The organism is Methanooceanicella nereidis, from assembly GCF_021023085.1.
GTDB lineage: Archaea > Halobacteriota > Methanocellia > Methanocellales > Methanocellaceae > Methanooceanicella > Methanooceanicella nereidis.
On record NZ_PGCK01000009.1, the window covers coordinates 123,311 to 141,160 of the forward strand.

Annotated in this window: 18 protein-coding genes; 8 read left to right on the top strand and 10 right to left on the bottom strand. The window is 46.4% G+C overall.

Annotated features, from left to right (window positions below; all coding sequences use genetic code 11):
- Positions 1-9: 9 nt before the first annotated feature.
- Positions 10-954 (top strand): S1C family serine protease, encoded by a 945-nt coding sequence (locus tag CUJ83_RS11400; protein WP_230742442.1) that lies wholly within the window; start codon positions 10-12, stop codon positions 952-954.
- A 140-nt stretch (positions 955-1,094) separates the two neighbouring features.
- On the opposite strand, the gene CUJ83_RS11405 is transcribed toward CUJ83_RS11400, so the two are convergent.
- Both CUJ83_RS11405 and CUJ83_RS11410 read right to left on the bottom strand, forming a co-directional pair.
- Positions 1,095-1,928, bottom strand: coding sequence for a GNAT family N-acetyltransferase (locus tag CUJ83_RS11405; protein ID WP_230742443.1), 834 nt, complete (start codon positions 1,926-1,928; stop codon positions 1,095-1,097).
- Between the two features lie 391 nt (positions 1,929-2,319).
- Positions 2,320-3,912, bottom strand: coding sequence for a GTPBP1 family GTP-binding protein (locus tag CUJ83_RS11410; RefSeq protein WP_230742444.1), 1,593 nt, complete (start codon positions 3,910-3,912; stop codon positions 2,320-2,322).
- A gap of 581 nt (positions 3,913-4,493) precedes the next feature.
- On the opposite strand from CUJ83_RS11410, the gene CUJ83_RS11415 reads away from it, so the two are divergent.
- Entirely contained in the window at positions 4,494-6,830 is a 2,337-nt protein-coding gene (locus tag CUJ83_RS11415; RefSeq protein WP_230742445.1) for a DNA polymerase domain-containing protein, read from the top strand.
- On the opposite strand, the gene CUJ83_RS11420 is transcribed toward CUJ83_RS11415, so the two are convergent.
- The gene (locus CUJ83_RS11420; RefSeq protein WP_230742446.1) at positions 6,754-7,146 is read right to left on the bottom strand and encodes a nitrogen regulation protein NR(II); all 393 of its coding nucleotides are present in this window, start codon (positions 7,144-7,146) and stop codon (positions 6,754-6,756) included. The two genes, CUJ83_RS11415 and CUJ83_RS11420, sit on opposite strands and share 77 nt — an antisense overlap.
- A gap of 181 nt (positions 7,147-7,327) precedes the next feature.
- Here CUJ83_RS11420 and CUJ83_RS11425 point away from each other — a divergent pair, with 181 nt between their 5' ends.
- Both CUJ83_RS11425 and CUJ83_RS11430 read left to right on the top strand, forming a co-directional pair.
- On the top strand, positions 7,328-8,005 hold the full coding sequence (locus tag CUJ83_RS11425; protein WP_230742447.1) for a DUF169 domain-containing protein: 678 nt from the start codon (positions 7,328-7,330) through the stop codon (positions 8,003-8,005).
- Between the two features lie 94 nt (positions 8,006-8,099).
- Positions 8,100-8,930 carry an MBL fold metallo-hydrolase gene (locus tag CUJ83_RS11430; RefSeq protein WP_230742448.1) on the top strand — a complete coding sequence of 277 codons (831 nt, stop codon included), beginning with the start codon at positions 8,100-8,102 and terminating at the stop codon, positions 8,928-8,930.
- A gap of 30 nt (positions 8,931-8,960) precedes the next feature.
- On the opposite strand, the gene CUJ83_RS11435 is transcribed toward CUJ83_RS11430, so the two are convergent.
- Positions 8,961-9,557 carry a DUF2284 domain-containing protein gene (locus tag CUJ83_RS11435; protein WP_230742449.1) on the bottom strand — a complete coding sequence of 199 codons (597 nt, stop codon included), beginning with the start codon at positions 9,555-9,557 and terminating at the stop codon, positions 8,961-8,963.
- Between the two features lie 128 nt (positions 9,558-9,685).
- Here CUJ83_RS11435 and CUJ83_RS11440 point away from each other — a divergent pair, with 128 nt between their 5' ends.
- The gene (locus CUJ83_RS11440) at positions 9,686-9,898 is read left to right on the top strand and encodes a hypothetical protein (RefSeq protein WP_230742450.1); all 213 of its coding nucleotides are present in this window, start codon (positions 9,686-9,688) and stop codon (positions 9,896-9,898) included.
- Positions 9,899-9,902: 4 nt separating this feature from the next.
- Here the strand turns inward: CUJ83_RS11440 and CUJ83_RS11445 are convergent, their stop codons facing one another.
- From CUJ83_RS11445 to CUJ83_RS11470, 6 genes are all read right to left on the bottom strand, one after another.
- On the bottom strand, positions 9,903-10,286 hold the full coding sequence (locus CUJ83_RS11445) for a VOC family protein (RefSeq protein WP_230742451.1): 384 nt from the start codon (positions 10,284-10,286) through the stop codon (positions 9,903-9,905).
- A 76-nt stretch (positions 10,287-10,362) separates the two neighbouring features.
- Complete coding sequence (locus CUJ83_RS11450; RefSeq protein WP_230742452.1) at positions 10,363-10,623, bottom strand: hypothetical protein; 261 nt, start codon at positions 10,621-10,623, stop codon at positions 10,363-10,365.
- A gap of 109 nt (positions 10,624-10,732) precedes the next feature.
- Complete coding sequence (locus CUJ83_RS11455) at positions 10,733-11,824, bottom strand: PAS domain S-box protein (protein ID WP_230742453.1); 1,092 nt, start codon at positions 11,822-11,824, stop codon at positions 10,733-10,735.
- Positions 11,825-12,052: 228 nt separating this feature from the next.
- Positions 12,053-12,379 (bottom strand): DUF5400 family protein, encoded by a 327-nt coding sequence (locus tag CUJ83_RS11460; RefSeq protein WP_230742454.1) that lies wholly within the window; start codon positions 12,377-12,379, stop codon positions 12,053-12,055.
- Between the two features lie 9 nt (positions 12,380-12,388).
- Entirely contained in the window at positions 12,389-13,228 is an 840-nt protein-coding gene (locus CUJ83_RS11465; protein ID WP_230742455.1) for a DsrE family protein, read from the bottom strand.
- A 2-nt stretch (positions 13,229-13,230) separates the two neighbouring features.
- The gene (locus tag CUJ83_RS11470; protein WP_230742456.1) at positions 13,231-13,911 is read right to left on the bottom strand and encodes a DUF169 domain-containing protein; all 681 of its coding nucleotides are present in this window, start codon (positions 13,909-13,911) and stop codon (positions 13,231-13,233) included.
- Positions 13,912-14,163: 252 nt separating this feature from the next.
- On the opposite strand from CUJ83_RS11470, the gene CUJ83_RS11475 reads away from it, so the two are divergent.
- The 3 genes from CUJ83_RS11475 to CUJ83_RS11485 all read left to right on the top strand — a co-directional run bounded on the left by CUJ83_RS11475 (position 14,164) and on the right by CUJ83_RS11485 (position 17,658).
- Positions 14,164-15,810 carry a GAF domain-containing protein gene (locus tag CUJ83_RS11475; protein ID WP_230742457.1) on the top strand — a complete coding sequence of 549 codons (1,647 nt, stop codon included), beginning with the start codon at positions 14,164-14,166 and terminating at the stop codon, positions 15,808-15,810.
- Positions 15,811-15,847: 37 nt separating this feature from the next.
- On the top strand, positions 15,848-16,087 hold the full coding sequence (locus CUJ83_RS11480) for a glutaredoxin family protein (RefSeq protein ID WP_230742458.1): 240 nt from the start codon (positions 15,848-15,850) through the stop codon (positions 16,085-16,087).
- 320 nt (positions 16,088-16,407) lie between these two features.
- The gene (locus tag CUJ83_RS11485; RefSeq protein ID WP_230742459.1) at positions 16,408-17,658 is read left to right on the top strand and encodes an MFS transporter; all 1,251 of its coding nucleotides are present in this window, start codon (positions 16,408-16,410) and stop codon (positions 17,656-17,658) included.
- Positions 17,659-17,850 lie beyond the last annotated feature (192 nt).

Genomic DNA, 17,850 nt, shown 5'->3' on the forward strand with positions numbered 1-17,850 from the left:
GTGTCTTGAATGCTGCCCGTATTTGAAGAAGAGATCATATCCACTATAGAGAAAGTAAGCCCGTCGGTCGTTAACGTAAACACGGTAAAGCTCGTCCACGACTATTATATGAACGTAGTACCGCTAAGGGGAATGGGCTCGGGCACGATAATCGACGGCAAGAACGGATACATACTTACAAATAACCATATCATCGCTGCCGCGGACCAGATAGAAGTGACGACGTTTGACGGGAGAAGGTTCCATGGAAAACTTCTTGGAGCGGACCCGACATCCGACATCGCGGTAGTAAAAGTCCCGCAGGATGGGCTTCAGCAGGTAAAGTTTTGCGAAAAGCCGGTCAGGATCGGGCAGATCGCAATAGCCATAGGAAACCCGTTCGGATTTGTCCTGAGGGGGCCGACAGTGACCGTGGGCGTCGTCAGCGCCCTTAACAGGACCGTTCAGGCAGAGCAGGGAATATTTGAAAATCTCATACAGACAGACGCGCATATCAATCCCGGCAACAGCGGAGGTCCCCTGGTCGACCTCAAAGGAGAGGTCATAGGCATTAACTCGGCGACGATACCGTATGCACAGGGGATCGGATTTTCTATCCCGATAAGTGTCGCAGGCAAGGTGGCGAATGAAATAATAAAGTACGGGCGCGTCGTAAGGCCCTGGATCGGCATACTTGGCATAGGCGTGAACGACCAGATCGCAAATTACTATAACCTTCCCTCGGACAAGGGCGTTTTAATAACAAGAGTATACATGAACAGCCCCGCTCAGGAAGCAGGCCTTTCACCGGGAGACATGATAATCACGGCTGAAAATAAGGAAATGGCCGACATGGAAGAATTGCAAAAGGAAGTGCGGTCAAAGAACGTAGGCGACAGATTATCCCTGATAGTGCAGAGAGGAGCGCGAAAAGACGAGGTCGACCTGAGGCTGACAGAGATACCGTCAAGATAAAACCCCGGACCCTATCCCTTTAAAATATACTATCTTAAAAAGTCCTGACCGACAATACTCATGTCCCGACTATTTTTCTATGCATTTTATTTATTTACTAATAAGATGATTAATCCCAATGTTCAGTAAATATCGGACACTCATAAATTCTTTATCATAAGATTAGCGTCGCCGCCATCTGAATAATACTTCGGAAGAACTTCCTTTGTCTCGAAACCCAGCTTTTTATATAACGATATTGCTCCTATATTGTCGGATTTCACTTCTAAATAACATTCCTTGCAACCATAGGTTTTAAATCCCTCCATGGTCGATATCAGTAAATACCTGGCAATCCCTTTTCGCCGATGGTTTTCATCCGTGATCAGCAGGTTAATATACCCATAGGGCCCGTGGATGCCGAACTTTACTAACCCGATAAGGAATCCTATGAATTCTCCTTTTTCTTCAGCGATAAAAAAATCAGACATCCTGTTGTTGAATAGTTTTAATAAATAGTGTAGAGGGAAAATTTGAAAATATATGTATTTTTTTGTCATCCGGTAGATGTCCAGTATATCGCCATAATTTGCTTTTCTTATGCATATATCGTTATTAGATATAAAAGATATTTCACCAGAGTCTTTTTTAAATAATAGAGAGGACAGCACGATATTATCCCTGATCTGGACCAGCAGATCAAAAATAGATCTCTTTTTCCGATCAATACAATCTGATCTGGCGATACTTGATATCTCATTATTGATCTCGAAAAGTATCTCATCATTTTTTAATTTGTCAAAAACTCCGGTTGTAGCGACCATGACCATCCTGTCTTTGTTAAACCCCTCAACGTAAATATCGGGCACAACATTTTTGGTAATGATCAGTTTTGGCGCCTTAATGTCATTTTTAACGCTCAATACATTCACTATCTTGCGGAAATCTTCGATCTCCGGAGTTGAGCCCGTAGATGACGGATTTTTATAAGGCATAGTTAGTGACAGGAAAAATACTATATTATAAAAATTATATATAATATAGATAATAGTAGAAAATGTCCCCAGGATCAACGTTATGAATATTAAGTCATACCCAGATATAAAAAAGATGACACTAATAAATATTAGTATAAATGCAAATAATAATAAAGTATTTTGACAAATAACATTATTTTTAATTGGTTTCATATATATAAATTATAATATAATTGCTCATAATTATATACTTTATCCTTTATCCCTTATAGAATAATCGAAATATGACATTTTGAATAAGTATCATCATAAAAGTATCTCTTTCCAGACTCTTCATCGGACTTACATTATATTATAAACAGAAGAACCTGAAATAAAAACATCTCCGGAAAGTTGCCGGTATCCGGTATCAGTGTACCTTATCGGTCACCAGGGACAGTACCCTTCCGACACCTTTGCTTTTTCCTTCGCGGAAAATGAACTTTTGTCCGGGCTCTACCACATATGGCCTGAACTTGAACCTGAGCCGCGCCTTACCGCTCTGGCCGGCCATCATATACTCCGATTCAAGGCCCACGACCTCAATTGCCTCTGAGATCGTCTCAAGGTGGACGACGGGCTCATATCCCAGCCCTATACGGGTGGGATGGTTCAGTATCATTATCTCGGCGTCGAATTCCCTAATCGCTTCAGGCTCCTTTTTAGACAGGATCATGCCTCTCTGGACATCCGAAGCTTTAACGCCTTTTATGGCTACGCCGACGATGTCCCCGGCCTTCGCATTGTTGACGCGGTAATGATGCATCTCGATGGATTGTACCCTTACCCTGACGAACGAGCCGTCAGTCATCGGGCCGAGGAATAGCTGCTCGTTAGATTCCACAGCGCCCTGCTTGATCGTACCGCTAACGACAACACCGACGCTCTCGACCTGGTAGATGCGGTCTATGTACATCTCAAATGGTTCTTTACAATGAGTATTACGCTTGGGAAGGCTGAAGATAAGCTTTTCAAGGATGTCGTATCCCTCCCTTGTGACAGAGGATGTGTGCAGGATAGGTACGACGATCCCGTCAGGGATCTTTTTAATTATCGTGTCCACGTCATCTGCGGACTTTAGCCGGTACGGCAGTTTTCCGACCAGCTTTAGCGAATTATGTATAGAGGCCTCTGTCCGCTTTATTTGCTCCTGGGTCGCCAGGTCTATCTTGGTCAACGCGATGATCACAGGCAACTCCATGGCGATCAGTATCCCGAGATGTTCGCGCGTTATATGTGTAACACCGTCATCCGCAGCAACGGCCACGAGACCGTAGTCCAGTTTCTGCCCCACTATACCCCTTATCGTGGTACGCAGCCATGGCTCGTGCCCCACCGTATCCACAAAAGAGATGATCTTATCTGATTCTGCCACGACGCTGGCGCTCTCACGCTTGTTGAGAGGGTTTTTTATGTGGATGATATCGTTGCCCTTGATACCGTATACGGCATAAGAGAGGTCTGCGGAAAGACCGCGTGCTATCTCATGAGGCAAAACGTCGAGATATATCCGGGTCTTGCCCGCGCCGTCATCCTTATTTCCCGTAACCAGCGCACCGACCAGAGTGCTTTTACCGTGATCGACATGCCCCGCCGTCCCGATCAAAATATGTTCTCCGGACCTCGTATCGCTAGTTACCGATACGATCCCGATAAGCCCACCATTGGCCGGGTATTCATCTACGCCTGTCACCTTCGAATCTATCTCCATTGCGATATTGTTCAATATGAACACGGTCTCTTCGAACTCGCCCCTGCTGATGCCCTTCATGTCACCTGAATCCGTGACCCCGATAACGTACACTGCAGTCCCGTTACCCGCAAGAAGCCGGTGTTTCATCTGGCACGCGAGGTTTTCCATCCTCCTTGAGTTCAAATGCGTCTTCTCGCTGAGAAATTCCTTGAACTCAATATTATTCCTCTCTCCAGCCGATACCAGGGCTTCGAGTTCGAGTTCGTTCATTATATGTAGGGTTAAATGTTGGTAGATAAATAATCTTTGTGTATATAGAAAACATACTTTGCATACATAGAAAGGGCTGATGGGCCAATGTTTATATGATATCCGGGACGGGTCATTCTGCCGGATCATTTGGATGTTTCATGATCTTTGTTTTCTTATCACTAAGGCAACAAAGTACACGGTTTTTTCACCACAAAGCGCACGAAGGGCTCAAGGGTTCACTATTTTTCACCACAAAGCGCACGAAGGCGAAAAAGGACCACTAGCTCTCACCACAAAGCGCACAAAGGGGCACAAGGGTACACAAAGGACTTTTTTAGAAGGTTATCATTTACTTAAAAAAATTTGCGTACCATCGAGCCCTTAGAGCCCTTCGTGGTGAAAAATAGTGGACCATCGAGCCCTTAGAGCCCTTCGTGGTGAAAAAAAACCGTGTCCTTGGTTGCCTTAGTGCATGGAAGAAGCTATTGTAAGAACAGGAATTATAAAGACTTACGGCTAAACTTTTCTAATATTTTCATGGCGCTTATTCTTTTAACTTATCTACTCCCACGACAAAAATTCACACAGGGAGGTACTACATGCTCATTTCGGGAACGCTGGTCGATCTATGGTACAGGCCGTCATCGGACGATAAGTCAGGAGCGTATATGCTCTGGATCAGGTCCGGGGACGGCGTCAGATGCGTCGAGGACAGAGAGTTCAGGCCGTCCTTCTCGGTGATCACTGAAAAGAATGCCGCCCTGGTAGAGCAGGCGGTGGCCCAGCATGAGAATATCTGCAGGACAGAGATCAGGCCCATGTACGCGTCAATATACTCTGAGGTAAAGACGCCGGTGATAAGGGCGTTCATGATCGATGAGCGCAGGGCGGATGAGACGATGAGGGAGATCATGATGCGTACGCCGTCGAGGATAAGCTTCGCGGAGGCGAATATCAGGGCAGACCTCCAGTGGCATTACCTGAGAGACATACCACCGCATTCAGGCGTAAATGTCAATGTGACTGACGGCATCATTACATCCATAGAACGGGATGGGTCTGTTCGCGAACCGTTAAAGATAATGGCGGTGAGCCCTGTATTCACGCCCGGACCCTCACGAAGGCGCAGGCTGGTATCCGTGTCGATATACGGCGACGGCATCGAAAGATACATAGAAAGAGATGAGCCCTGCATGCTTCGGGAATTCCAGGAAGCTGTCGATGAAGCTGATCCGGACCTGCTGGCGTTCTTTGACGCCGACAACGAAAAGCTGCCGATGTTAGGGCTGCGCGCCAGGGCCAACAATATGAGGCTCATGCTCGGGCGGCTGGGCTCGGGCACGATCCTGCATGAGGGGACATATACCAAAAGCGAGGTAAAGCACTGGCGGGCGAGACAGGTCAGGGCGCCGGGGCGGGTGATCATGGACCTGTGGAAAGACGCCCGTACCGATGCAGATCTCAAAAGGACGGACCTGAGCCTGGACGCCGTATACGAGGCGGAGTTTGGCGATAATGTCCCGTGCGCGGAAGCCGAGAAGATATATCGCCTCGCAAAAGAGAGGCTTCCGATGTTCCTGTCATGGTGTGAAAGATGCATGATGCCTCTTGACAGCGTCTGCCGGGAGAAACACGGCATGATGAACGCTTCAATGGTCAACTATGCGCTCATAGGCTCTACGATCATACCGGATGAGGCGGAATATCCTGAAGGCTTCAAAACGCCACTGGTCGAGGACCTGAAAGAGAACGGAGGGCTCGTGATCACACCCGAGGCGGGCATACACGAGGATGTGGCGATCGTGGATTTTTCATCGCTTTTCCCCCGGATATTTGTCAAGCATAATATCAGCCCTGAGACCATCAACTGCAGGCATGAGGAATGCATGGAGCATGGCGAGAAAGTGCCGTTCCTGGGTTTCCACATATGCAAAAAGCGCCATGGCATATATCCGCAGGTATTTGGCAAAGTGCTCGAAGAGCGCGACAGGGTAAAAGAGAAGATGAGGACGATTGACAGCGATAGCGAGGAATACAGGATACTGGATGTGCTCTACAAGTCCCTTAAGATGCAGCTGGTAAGCCCTTACGGGTATATGCAGTTCCACCTGAACAATTTCAGGACCGTGGATGGGAACCGGGCAGTGCCCGCGTTCGGCAGGTGGTACCTTTTAAGGGCGAGGGATATGGCGGAAGAGGCGGGCTTTAATGTCGTATACGCCGACACGGACTCGTTATTCATACAGCGACGCGGGTCATGCAAGGAGGAATACCGGGCATTCTGCGACATGGTGAGCGAAGAGTTCGGCATGGAGCTCAAGCTGGAGCATATATGCAGATGGGTGCTTTTCCTTCCGGAAAGGCCCGGCGGTAAAAAAGGGCTGAAAAAGAAATATTTTGCCAGCGTTGACGGTGAGGTGCTTGTCAGGGGACTCGAAGTGAGACGGCAGGACCGTTCGCGGATCACTAAGGAAGTCCAGGAAAAGGTGCTTGAAATGCTCGCTTCGGCGCGCGATGAAAAGGAGTTCAGGGATGTCATCCCGGCGGCAGCGTCTTATGTACGCGGCCAGGTATCGCGCATAATTGACGGAAGGGTGACAGCCGATGACCTGGTAATAATCAAAAAACTTTCCCGCCGGCCCGAAGAGTATAATGCCGCAACCCACCATTGCGTGGCGGCCGAGACGCTTGCGGACAATGGCATGGACGTGCGCGTCGGGGGTAAAATAGAATATATAATAACGGGAAAGAACCAGGCGGTACCGCGCAGTCTCGTCAAAAAGCTTCCCGATTATGATGTCGGGTCATATGTGGAAAATACCGTTCGTCCCGTATACGCACTTCTTCGAGAGTTCGGCGTCAAATATGAGGACCTGCTGCCGGGACCGAGGCAGATGAAGCTAGAGTGTTGCTTTCACATATGCTCTCAAGTATGAGGCTTACGCCGCGGTCTCCGTCATAGAAGGATACAGGTATTAATATGGCATTATATCGATGCTCTTTTTGATCTTTCCTAAAAGATAGCTCGTGTGTGATCTCCTTACCCGAAAGAGAGTCCTTGAGAAAGGACATTATGAAGGGATTTCCCAGAAGCGGGATCGATGACCCTTCCGCTATGCGGTCAATGAATTCGTCTTCGGTGATGTCTAAAAGCTCGAGAAATTCGCGGTTAATATGCAGTATCTTTAATCCCTTATCGAAGATAAGCATAGGCCCGGAATGGTATTTTAAGATTGTATCCAGATCTTCCACAAAATCCCTCATAATATGGATTATTAAGTCCGGACTATTACATATAATATTTGTTAAAATAATGTAATTATTATTTTATAATTACATTGCTACGTTTATATCGCCCATAATTGATGCCATCCTTACTATTTTTTAAAAGATGTGATATAGTTAAAAATCATAAATATAATACAGTGATAATATGAAATACGAATATCCCTGGATGTCTGAAGTATTAAGGAGCAGGTTCGCATTAAAGAAGCCCCCTGTAGCCATATCGCTATTGCCGGACCTGGAGGTCAGGATACCAGTGCTAAAAGAGCCTATGAGATTTTGTGAAATGTGGGTCAAGGCAATGGAAGGGGAGATAGTCTGTGCCACGGAAAAGGAAAACACCTGCGGAGGCGGAACATTTTATATGGGACTTGCAAAGCCCTCGCCCGATCAGAGGAACGGTACATTTCTCTCCAGAACAATAAACCTCTACAGGACACCAAGGGCGGCGGTCCGGACTGATGAGGATACCGCAAAGATCCCCCGGGGCGTCGCTGTCGCCACGATATGCGCGCCGCTGGATAAGGCAGGCTGGGATGTAGACGTCGTGCTCATAGTTTGTGACCCGGCACAGGCGATGAAGATCATGGAAGCGGTGACGTATGACACGGGCGGATATGTATCGGGCAGGACAGGGCCGGCCACATGCTCGGTCGCGGTAGCCCAGCCATATCTCTCGGGCGATGTCACGTACTGTGTGGCGGACGTAGGGGCGAGAGATTTTATGAAGCTGGAAGACAATGAGATGATAGTCAGCATACCGGGCGAAAAGCTGCCCGGCATCGTGAATAACATCCTCGAAAGAGAAGGTGCGTTCAAGATCTGATATTATTCTTTATCTCGCCGCCGGACAATATATCGTAAAATAGACTGACTTTAGACAGCATCGTTAATATGGGATCGATCATAAAGGTAAGAACATGTCTGCAAAAATCAAGATAACATGCCTGATAGATAACACAGTATCGTTCGGCAGCGGCTACTGGGGCGAGCACGGCCTGTCATTCTATATCGAGTCGAACGGAGTAAGAGTATTATTAGATACGGGACAGACAGAGGAAGTCTTATCGCATAACCTTAAAGTCGCAGGCATAGATCTTGATGGATTGGACGCGATCGTATTAAGCCATGGCCATTATGACCATACCGGAGGCCTTCGCGAGGCCGCCGGCAGAGCAGGAAAGGTCAGGATCGTCGTACATCCGGCTGCTTTTGAGAGTAAATACGCGCGGAAGGAAGGAAAGTTCAAGGAAATAGGCATCCCATTCGGCCAGAGCGAGCTAAAGGAGCATTGTGAGCTGGTGCAGGCATCCGATAGCATAGAGCTTGGCGGAGGCGTATTTACCACAGGGGAAGTAAAAAGGGTCACATCATATGAATTGCCGCATCCAGATCTTATGGTAGATCAAAATGGTTCGCTGATAGCCGATCCGGTAAGGGACGACCAGTCGATCGTCATTGATGCCGGAGATGACCTGATCCTGTTATGCGGATGCTGTCATGCGGGCATCGTTAACACGATCGAGCATGTAAAAAATAAATTCGGGAAGTATCCGGTCCTTGTAGCAGGCGGGCTTCACATGGCCAATGTAAGTGAGGAAAGAATGGAAAGATCGATCGCTGCGTTAAAGCAGGCAGGAATAAAAAAGATAATACCGGGACATTGCAGCGGCCGTGAAGTTTTATTAAGGGCTTCTGAAGCAGGAATAGACGCCGAGCCGCTGTCAGCCGGAATGAAGCTTGAATTTTAATTTTTTTGGCATGGATGCCTTCTATCCGGTTCATTCGACCAATAGCAACGTGAACGTCGGCAGCTTTTCTTTTTGATCGATGTTCTTATCCTCGACCACTTTAGTCATCAGCCCCGCATTCTCCGCGGTCTTGAATACGTCAATGCCTGCGGACTCCAGTGACGGTCTCGTCTCTTTAGGGAACCTGCAGGTCCTTGAGCCTTCGTTGATCACGCAAACGTCACATCTCCTGCACCTGTGGGCACCATAGGAAAAAGCCTTATAATACCCTGAAAGGAAAGCGTGTCGCTCCATCCTGAATATGGTATCGCAAACATGAAGGCTTAATTCGGTCATTGCCCGGTCAATATCTTTCGGAGGATACGTATCAAAATCTAAAAACCCGTCATACCGTACGATATAGGCTTTACTATATTCGTCAAGGACTTTTCTCGTCTCTTCCGGAGATGGGCTATATGGCGGGCATGAAAGCCTTGTCCCGTAGTTTTTACAGCCGAACTGGCACTTCAGCCTTACCCAGTGCGCTGTGACTATCTTCCATGGCTCCAGCGGCACAAAAGCGGTAGCGCCACTATCGAGAGCCATCTCCCTTAATTCCTCCTCAAGTTTATTTATCGGCTTGACCATTAATACCACCTTAAGAACGATATTCAAAATTTATTCCCGATCGTCAAATGCTATCATATATCGGCATGATATCTAATAACAATGTAGAGCAGGATTTATATATTTTCATTTGATAAGAGACGGGATCGATGAAAGACATAAAAGCCATATTGAAGGATATGGTGAAACAGAGAAGAGTCCAGGTAGTAACGCTGATCCTGTCAAGTTCAGGCATTATCGGATGGCTCATGGGGTACCAGTTAGCGGCAGTCATCGCTGCACTTGGAATAATCCTTTTTGCCATATCCACTATAAGATGGATCGATGATGAGGAAGAGCTGGAAAAAATTATTGAAAAATGATAGCCTATCCGGTCGATATCTGCACACGGTAGCCATCAGGGTCTTCGATATATACGTATTTTGTGCCGTCTGACCAGGCACCGGGACCCTCGAGTATATTTATCGAGTTTTTATCTATATAGTCCAGAGCTTTTTTAAAGTCCTCTTCGCTCACAAAAAACCCGAAATGATGAAGGTCGCAGGCATGGCTTATCTTTTGGTCGGACCGGAAAAATGCGAAGCTATCCGGCGTGCCCGGAGTATTCAAGAAAGCCATGTCCTCGCCTTTTCTGGTCAGCCCGATGTTAAAAAGCTCAGTGTAGAACTTGATCGACCGGTCCAGGTCATTTACCCGGATAGCGATATGCGAAAGGCCGCTGGTCTTGATCTTGCCCCCGGTTGATGTCAATTGCAGGCAAACACCTCCTTGTTCTTAATGGTGCCGCCTGAAGAAAAAACATATCTGGGGTTTTATCGATTTCAACTTATTTTGATCTTTTCTTTTTTTCCGGCACGGGAGATTTTGCGTTCCTGTCCTTGATCCAGTTCACGGTCTTAATTGCGTCAGTGTCGTCTTTCCATAGCGGGTCGATCTTCCTTTCCTTTACCATTATGTCCATCCATCTTTCGAACCGCTTCTTATTTTCTGACTTTCCGGTATCCTCCCTGAGCAAAATATCGGCTGTCTTAAAAGGAGAGCTGAACTGGTCTTTTACCTCTGGTGAGGACTTTCTTTTTGCCGGCATCGATATTTGCTTTTACGCCTGTCAAAGAAATACTTTTCGTTTAAAGGTATAGCTGAAGATCGATTAAAACTATAGAAGAAATGATTATCGGTAGCACATGTTCAGGAGTTTATAACCCGGTAATTTCATGCAGCATCACGAGTGTGGACATGGTGCCATCCGGATTATCAATGCGCTTACTGATGACACGGTAATCGCGACCGTCCCTGGGATCTTTGAATTCGCCATTTATCGACACATCTTTTGACAGCTGGTTTGCTCTACACCACGGACATATCGTTTCCTGGTTAAATATGACGCGATAACATTTTTCACCGGTGGCGTTATACCCGATCCTTTCTGTCAGTCGCTGGTTCATGAACTCTATATCGTTGTTCTGGGAACATATGTAGATAAGGCCGTCAAAGGCCTCCACGATCGCCGCGTGCCTCGCCATGGTCTCCTTTAGCCGTTCTTCCATCCACTTTCTTTCGGTGATGTCCCTGAAGTACGATATTGCCATCTGTTTTCCGTTTATGTTAACGATCTGGGTATTTACCTCTACCGGAAATACCAGGCCGTTCTTCTTTTTCACGAGGGATTCCACAAAGGTGTTTCCCAATCCCTTATTATCGGATATTAAAACAGGATATTTTTTTGCGGACTCGGGAGCGATTATATCCGACATGTTGAATTTTGTAAGCTCTTCCTTGGTGTAGCCAAGCATCTTGCATGCCATGATGTTGCAATCAAGAATATCGCCTTCGAAAGACTTTAAGAAAATTCCGTCAGTAGAAGCTTCGGCCAGCGTACGGTACTTCTCCTCGCTTTCCTTTAGCTTCAGTTCCATTTTATGTTTGTATAAAGCGATCTCGATAGTGATATACAGCTCGTTCTCTTCGAATGGTTTTAACAGATAACCATAAGGGACCGTGGCCTTTGCACGCTGTAATGTCTTTTCATCCGCATATGCCGTAAGATATACGACGGGGATGTCAAGGTTCTTATAGATATTTTCAGCGGCCTCGACGCCGTCCATTTTTCCGTTAAGGAAAATATCCATTAAAACAAGGTCAGGTTTTGTCTCGGTAGCTTTCTTTATGGCAGATTCGCCTGAAGATACTATGCCTGCGCTATTATACCCCAGGCCGATCAGCATATTTTTGAGGTTTAACGCAATTATGGACTCATCTTCTACCACAAGTATTTTTTCGCCTGCCATATTCCTGTCCCGCATTCATTTATTTGATAGCCAGTAAGCCTAAGTCAATATAATCAGATTTATGAATATATGAAGTAGAAGGTTATAAACCCTGCTATTGATATAAATTTGACTCTACTTTAGCAGTATAAAGCATTTGTGCTTCTGTAATAAATATCACAGATTAATGAAAAAAAATTGAATTTAAATTTAGATGTAAAAAGAACAAAAAAATCATATGTTATCGTTTTACACTAGCGTAGCTATTGCGAATACAGGGAGCATCGTCACAAGAGCGATATGCGGAGCATAAGAGGGCGATGTCTGGAAGTTGTACTTCAATGTCGCCCATAGCTGCGTATATGCGGTCAGCGCGGCCATTACCTGTATGATAGCAGCCCCATAGACCAGTGTTTGAATCCCCGTGGCTAAAGCCGCGAGAGTTACCACAAGAGCCAGCATTAACGCGCCAAAGTGTATCGCCAGCTTCATCCCGGACATTCGAAACGTAATGAAGCCCGTGACAGCGGCGCTTAACATTATTGCCAGCGCTATTACCTGATATATCATGTCCATTCATACCACCTAGAAGTTCACTATAACGTTGCCCGGATCGCTCAGGAGCTCAAGATACGTGGCAGCACCGGCCATTTTTACTCCTTCGGCAAGATCCGATGGCTTGATCCCCCGGAATTTTGCGCTGAGCTCACACGCGTAGATCGTAGCGCCTGCCTTCACGACATCGCCCATCAGCTTATCCAGCCTCTCGAAATCAGGGTGTTTTACGATGGCTGCATTTCCTTTTTTGACAAGGCTGACGCCGTCCATCAGCGTGAATATTATAACTTTCTTTCCCATGCTCAGGGCTACCTTTGAGAATATGAAAGTAGCATATGCGCGCTCGGCGTTGCCTATGCCGTTACTCTGGACTATGAGTACACTGTCCTTATTTAAGGCCGCAGCGCCATCTGCCTGTATCTTTTCTGCCTTTTCAATGATGACATAGTTCCTGTCCCCGATAACTCCTTTTTCGACTATTTTGGAGCCCATGGACCTGGCGACCATGGCAATATCGTCCAGTGTGTCGGAACTTAATGTTTTTACCATCAGCCTGTCGCCGGAAGGCATCCCGGATAACATTTCGCCGACGATGATAGCAGGGCCGGGACAGGTCTCGCCCGAAACGTCGATCTCTTCCGTTTTCTTATTCAGAGGCATCATGCGGGATGTGACCATATTATCTGATGTGCTTATCTCTAAAGAGTAGCCATACTTCGCGGCGACCTTATCCATGCCTGTTTCGCCGCCCGGGCTTAACTCCATGATAAGGCCCTCATCCGGGTCATCCATGTTCTTGATGATGTTCTCCGTAAGTATGATGGAGCCCGGGGCGTATATCCCCGGCGCTTTCACTTTTTTAGCCATGTTCATACCCACTTTGTCTTGAAAGTCTTTAGCGCCTCGATGATCACCGGCAGGTTCTTCGCAGGGATACCGAAGATGACCTCATCATCCTTTATACCGGAGTTCTTTCTTGAGCCGTTACACCCGAGAGTCATATTGGGCACTCCCCGCTCTTTTACCGCAACCACAGCATCAGCGCATAGCGATTGTATGCCCGAGTAATCGCAGGACATTCTCCCGCCTTTATCATGGAGATAGGCCTGGCTTAGCCTTAGAGCCTGTATTGGCGTCGCGATAATGACGATACTATCCGGCTCAAAATTTGCCTTTTCAAGCGGAGCGTAGACTGACGCATAATATTTTTCGCCTTCCCGGGGAATAGCTCTCACCGTCTCCAGAGCGGCTTCAGGGGTCCTGTAATTGCCGAGCTTATGATACATGCTCCCATTCGCCACTGTCTCGGGAAGAGCCTCCAGTCCCATTACACCTGCACCGCCTTTACATGCGTGCTCTTCCGGGGTGGCATATCCTGTGTCGCCTTTTAGCCGCGCGTTCTGTACGAACTGACAGTGCCTTGTCTTTTCCGGCATCTTTGAAATGCCTGCAGGAATATCCCCGGATGTCTTTGCTAGCTTAACAGCTACAGGGCTCCCCTCAAGCCCTAAAAGCTCTTTAAGTTCTTTTGCAGCTATTTCGTAGTTCATTATTTGATCCTCCGTAGCTCGCAAAGAAACCTTTAGCCGGCTGGCCCAGGTTTGGTTCGAGCATTATAAGATTATACTAATTAGTATAACTATACTGTATAGTATAACTTTGTGTATATATAGCTTTCTAATGCTTATGATAAGTAACCGCCAAACCGAAAAAGAAGACATTAAGGGATAATATTAAATATCCGGGACAGATAAATAAACATATCAAAATTATACTATATAGTATAAACAGGCAGGAAGAGCATGGAGGAACTATCTGATACTGAAAAGCTGATCGTCTCATATATTGAGTCCCATCCGCCCGAAGAGTGTATGCTCGATAAGATCACGATGGGCATTAACAAGAGCAGGGCAACGGTGCTCAAATACCTCGAGACGCTTTATGCCAGGGGAGTTCTCGAGTTCAAGTTCATCGGGAGAAATAAGCTCTGGATGCTTGCCGGCGCCCCGGACAAAGTCCTTGAGGTCAAACAGGAGCGAAAAGCAGGCGTATCCATGGACATCGGCGAAATGGCCTCAAAAATATCTGAGCTCCACATGCTTAAATATAAGGAGACAGAACTACGGGAGTCCATAGACCGGCCTGACATGATAATATTCTCCATGAACAGGTCTATGGATATCGTATCATATAATGACATGTTCAAGAATATTTTTCCCGAAGCGAATAACTTAAGATCATTGATACCTCCGTCCATGGCGATCAGGCTGGATAGTGCGCTTTCATCGATAGTTCCCGGTAGCATCGTATCAGTGGAGCTTGACCTGATGGAGAAACATGGCATATACAGGCCTTACCGGATAAATCTCTCGACGATACAGGATGCTTCGGGGAATATATTAGGCACAACCGCCATAGGCGAGGAGCTTTCCGCGATAAAAAGAACGAAGAGACAGCTTGAGGCCCTCCTGTATATAATCAGGACAGCCGGATCCGCAGGCGATGAAAAACAATTGCTCCGGGATACTATGAAAGGTGTCAGTGAAAAATTATTACCATATATTCACGCTGCAGTATTCCTAAAAGAAGAAGGGTCGATATACCCGGCTTATCAGACTTTTGACATTCCTGAGCATCTCTTTAAGCAGCCCGAATTTTTACTTTCATTCCTGGATAAGTGCATAGGCTCAATGGAAACGCTGTCGGCAAAGCCAGGAGACATCGCATACGAGTCTATGAGGCAGATATCAGAGTCGCCGTTCACAGGCTTATTCGCAATACCGATCATAGACGATGAAAAAGGCTCGGGGGCAATATTACTGATAACGAAAGACCCGATAAGTTCGGTGGATCTGGAAAACGTCGAGATGATAGCGGACGAGCTTGCCAGCGGCCTTAAAATGCAGAGGCTGGAACGTGAAAGATCAGAGTATGTCAGGACCCTGGTGGCAATGAACAGTATATCGGGAATACTGAACACATCAAAGGATGAGGACATGATGCTAGAAAAAGCAATAGCATCGACCATGGAAACTCTGGGGTTCGACATGGGCTGTATCTATATCCGGGAAGATGACGAGGAGCTGATGTTAAGAGCCCACAGGAACCTTCCCGAAAACCTAAAGAACATGTGCATATCGGGCATGTTCAAAGACCTTTTCAGCAAAGCTTTTGAGGAGCATGAACTTGTATATATCACCAGAGCGTCAAAAGAATATGACTCTTTGGACCCGGCGATCAAGGAGAACAATGTAAGAACGCTCCTTATTTTACCCATAAAGAGCGGAGATAAGATAATCGGGCTCCTGAACATGGGAAGCAGGGAGGAAAAACATTACAGCAGGATGAGCCTGGAAAACCTTGGCTCGATAGGGCTGCAGCTCGGGCTTGCGCTAGAAAGGTCAAAGCTCGCCCTGAAACTTACCGGGAAGAACGCTTCGAAAAAATAGTATAGTATTAAATCCCATAACTTATCGAGGAAAATTTATGGCGACCATAAAAATTTACTCTCAACCGACTTGCCCCGCCTGTAATGAGGTAAAGGAATACCTTAAGAATAAAGGCATCGAGTTCGTGGACTACGACGTGACCAAAGACCGTGATGCGCTGAACGAGATGATAAAAACTCACAAAGTAAGGGTTACACCGCTTATCCTGATAGGCGACAAAAAGCTAATCGGCTTCGATGTCCTGGAGCTTGAAAACGCCCTGGCAGAGAATAAATAATCCCATTCGTTTTATTATCGTTAAAGATAAAAAAAATCTTATCTTTTATATTTTCTGAAGATGCTGATTCAAGCCTTTAAGTGATAGGGTACTTAGTCCGGGACCACATCATGTTTTCGTGATATATACAGGACACTGAGCAGTATCCAAAATTAAAATTAACCCGGAAAAAAGCAGGTTCAGTGGACTTTTAATCTAAAACAATAATAGAGCCTTTATTCATAAGAAATAACTCCCACGTTTTTAATAATAAATTATAAATAGTAATAGCTTAAGACTTTGTCAATTTAACGGTTATCGCCGATTACGGAAATGATTCTATGGAAGTCAAAAAACAGCAGCTATTAGTACTTTTGTTCTCTATGTTCATTTTTACTTTAGGCTTTGGGATCATTATACCCGTAATGCCATATTATTCAAAGAACCTGGGAGCCACCGCGTTTGATCTCGGCCTGCTCATGGCATCATATTCGCTCATGCAGTTCCTGTTCGCCCCTTCATGGGGCAAGTTATCGGACAGGATAGGCAGAAAGCCAGTCCTTGCGTTAGGCCTGCTGGGTTTTGGCGTGTCGTTCGTAATATTCGGAGTGTCCGATTCGTTATGGATGTTATTAGCGGCGAGAATATTCGGTGGTATGATGTCGGCAGGGATATACCCGTCATCTCTGGCCATTATCGCGGATGTGACCGGCCCGAAGGATCGCGGCAAGGCAATGGGATGGATGGGGGCAGCGTCCGGTTTAGGAATGATATTCGGGCCTGCGATATCCGGGGTCATTTCTGTATGGGGCTTATCCGCGCCGTTTTTTGCCGCGGGAGGCCTGGCGATCCTGACCATGGCCATAAGCTACGCGATACTGCCTGAATCCGGGAAAAAGATGTCATCAGAAAACATGAACAAAAAAATATCTTTAGTTTCTCCGTTAAAGACAGCTGTAGGCATATTTTTCATACTGACGCTGACAATAAGCCTTGTGATGGCATGCTTCCAGGGCACGATCGCGTATTTTTCCATGGACAGGTTCAACCTATCCGATGATGTTTCATATATTCCTTTGATGAATGGTCCTGATCAAGGTGTTAATGTTTCAGGACCGGCGGTAATGGCCATAATATGCACTGTCATGGGGATATTCGGAGTGATCTGCCAGGGTTTTCTTGTCAATAAGGCTATTGACAGGCTGGGCGAGGAAAAAACGGTCATGATAGGGTTTATCATATCTACTATAAGCCTGGTGATGACGGTGACGACTTTCGGACTGATATCCCTGCTCGCCTATTCAAGTTTGTTCAGCATAGGCAGCGGTCTCGTCATGCCCTGCCTTAACTCGATAATATCCGGAAGGACTGACCAGAACAGACAGGGGGCAATAATGGGCGTCCTGGGATCATATAACAGCCTCGGGAGGATCATAGGTCCCCCCGTAGGCGGTTTTATATATGACATCAATATGATCCTGCCGTATATATTATCGGCCGTCATATCGGCCATGGGTGCCGCAGCAGTAGTACGATCAATAAAGAAGGATGGCCGGGAAAAGACCACGATACAGCCGGAGATCAGGATTTAGGGTAATATAATAAAGAAGCGCACCCGGTTATCGCGGGTGCCGCGACAAAATGAGGAGGGTAGCAGACCGGCCAGTGATTTTAGCGCCCCTGCCGATCAAAGCCATCTGGTTTATTATTACAATCGCATAGATTAGTAACACTTGATATTATTTAAAGGTTCTGAAATAACAATTAATTTTTTAAGTATAAAA

What these genes read in the sequence shown, in the direction of transcription:
- CUJ83_RS11460 (WP_230742454.1), bottom strand. Translation starts at nt 12,379, where the DNA reads ATGGACATGATATATCAGGTAATAGCGCTGGCAATAATGTTAAGCGCC.
- CUJ83_RS11475 (WP_230742457.1), top strand. Translation starts at nt 14,164, where the DNA reads ATGGAGGAACTATCTGATACTGAAAAGCTGATCGTCTCATATATTGAG.
- CUJ83_RS11425 (WP_230742447.1), top strand. Translation starts at nt 7,328, where the DNA reads ATGAAATACGAATATCCCTGGATGTCTGAAGTATTAAGGAGCAGGTTC.
- CUJ83_RS11415 (WP_230742445.1), top strand. Translation starts at nt 4,494, where the DNA reads ATGCTCATTTCGGGAACGCTGGTCGATCTATGGTACAGGCCGTCATCG.
- CUJ83_RS11440 (WP_230742450.1), top strand. Translation starts at nt 9,686, where the DNA reads ATGAAAGACATAAAAGCCATATTGAAGGATATGGTGAAACAGAGAAGA.
- CUJ83_RS11465 (WP_230742455.1), bottom strand. Translation starts at nt 13,228, where the DNA reads ATGGCTAAAAAAGTGAAAGCGCCGGGGATATACGCCCCGGGCTCCATC.
- CUJ83_RS11470 (WP_230742456.1), bottom strand. Translation starts at nt 13,911, where the DNA reads ATGAACTACGAAATAGCTGCAAAAGAACTTAAAGAGCTTTTAGGGCTT.
- CUJ83_RS11450 (WP_230742452.1), bottom strand. Translation starts at nt 10,623, where the DNA reads ATGCCGGCAAAAAGAAAGTCCTCACCAGAGGTAAAAGACCAGTTCAGC.
- CUJ83_RS11455 (WP_230742453.1), bottom strand. Translation starts at nt 11,824, where the DNA reads ATGGCAGGCGAAAAAATACTTGTGGTAGAAGATGAGTCCATAATTGCG.
- CUJ83_RS11480 (WP_230742458.1), top strand. Translation starts at nt 15,848, where the DNA reads ATGGCGACCATAAAAATTTACTCTCAACCGACTTGCCCCGCCTGTAAT.
- CUJ83_RS11405 (WP_230742443.1), bottom strand. Translation starts at nt 1,928, where the DNA reads ATGCCTTATAAAAATCCGTCATCTACGGGCTCAACTCCGGAGATCGAA.
- CUJ83_RS11430 (WP_230742448.1), top strand. Translation starts at nt 8,100, where the DNA reads ATGTCTGCAAAAATCAAGATAACATGCCTGATAGATAACACAGTATCG.
- CUJ83_RS11400 (WP_230742442.1), top strand. Translation starts at nt 10, where the DNA reads ATGCTGCCCGTATTTGAAGAAGAGATCATATCCACTATAGAGAAAGTA.
- CUJ83_RS11435 (WP_230742449.1), bottom strand. Translation starts at nt 9,557, where the DNA reads ATGGTCAAGCCGATAAATAAACTTGAGGAGGAATTAAGGGAGATGGCT.
- CUJ83_RS11410 (WP_230742444.1), bottom strand. Translation starts at nt 3,912, where the DNA reads ATGAACGAACTCGAACTCGAAGCCCTGGTATCGGCTGGAGAGAGGAAT.
- CUJ83_RS11485 (WP_230742459.1), top strand. Translation starts at nt 16,408, where the DNA reads ATGGAAGTCAAAAAACAGCAGCTATTAGTACTTTTGTTCTCTATGTTC.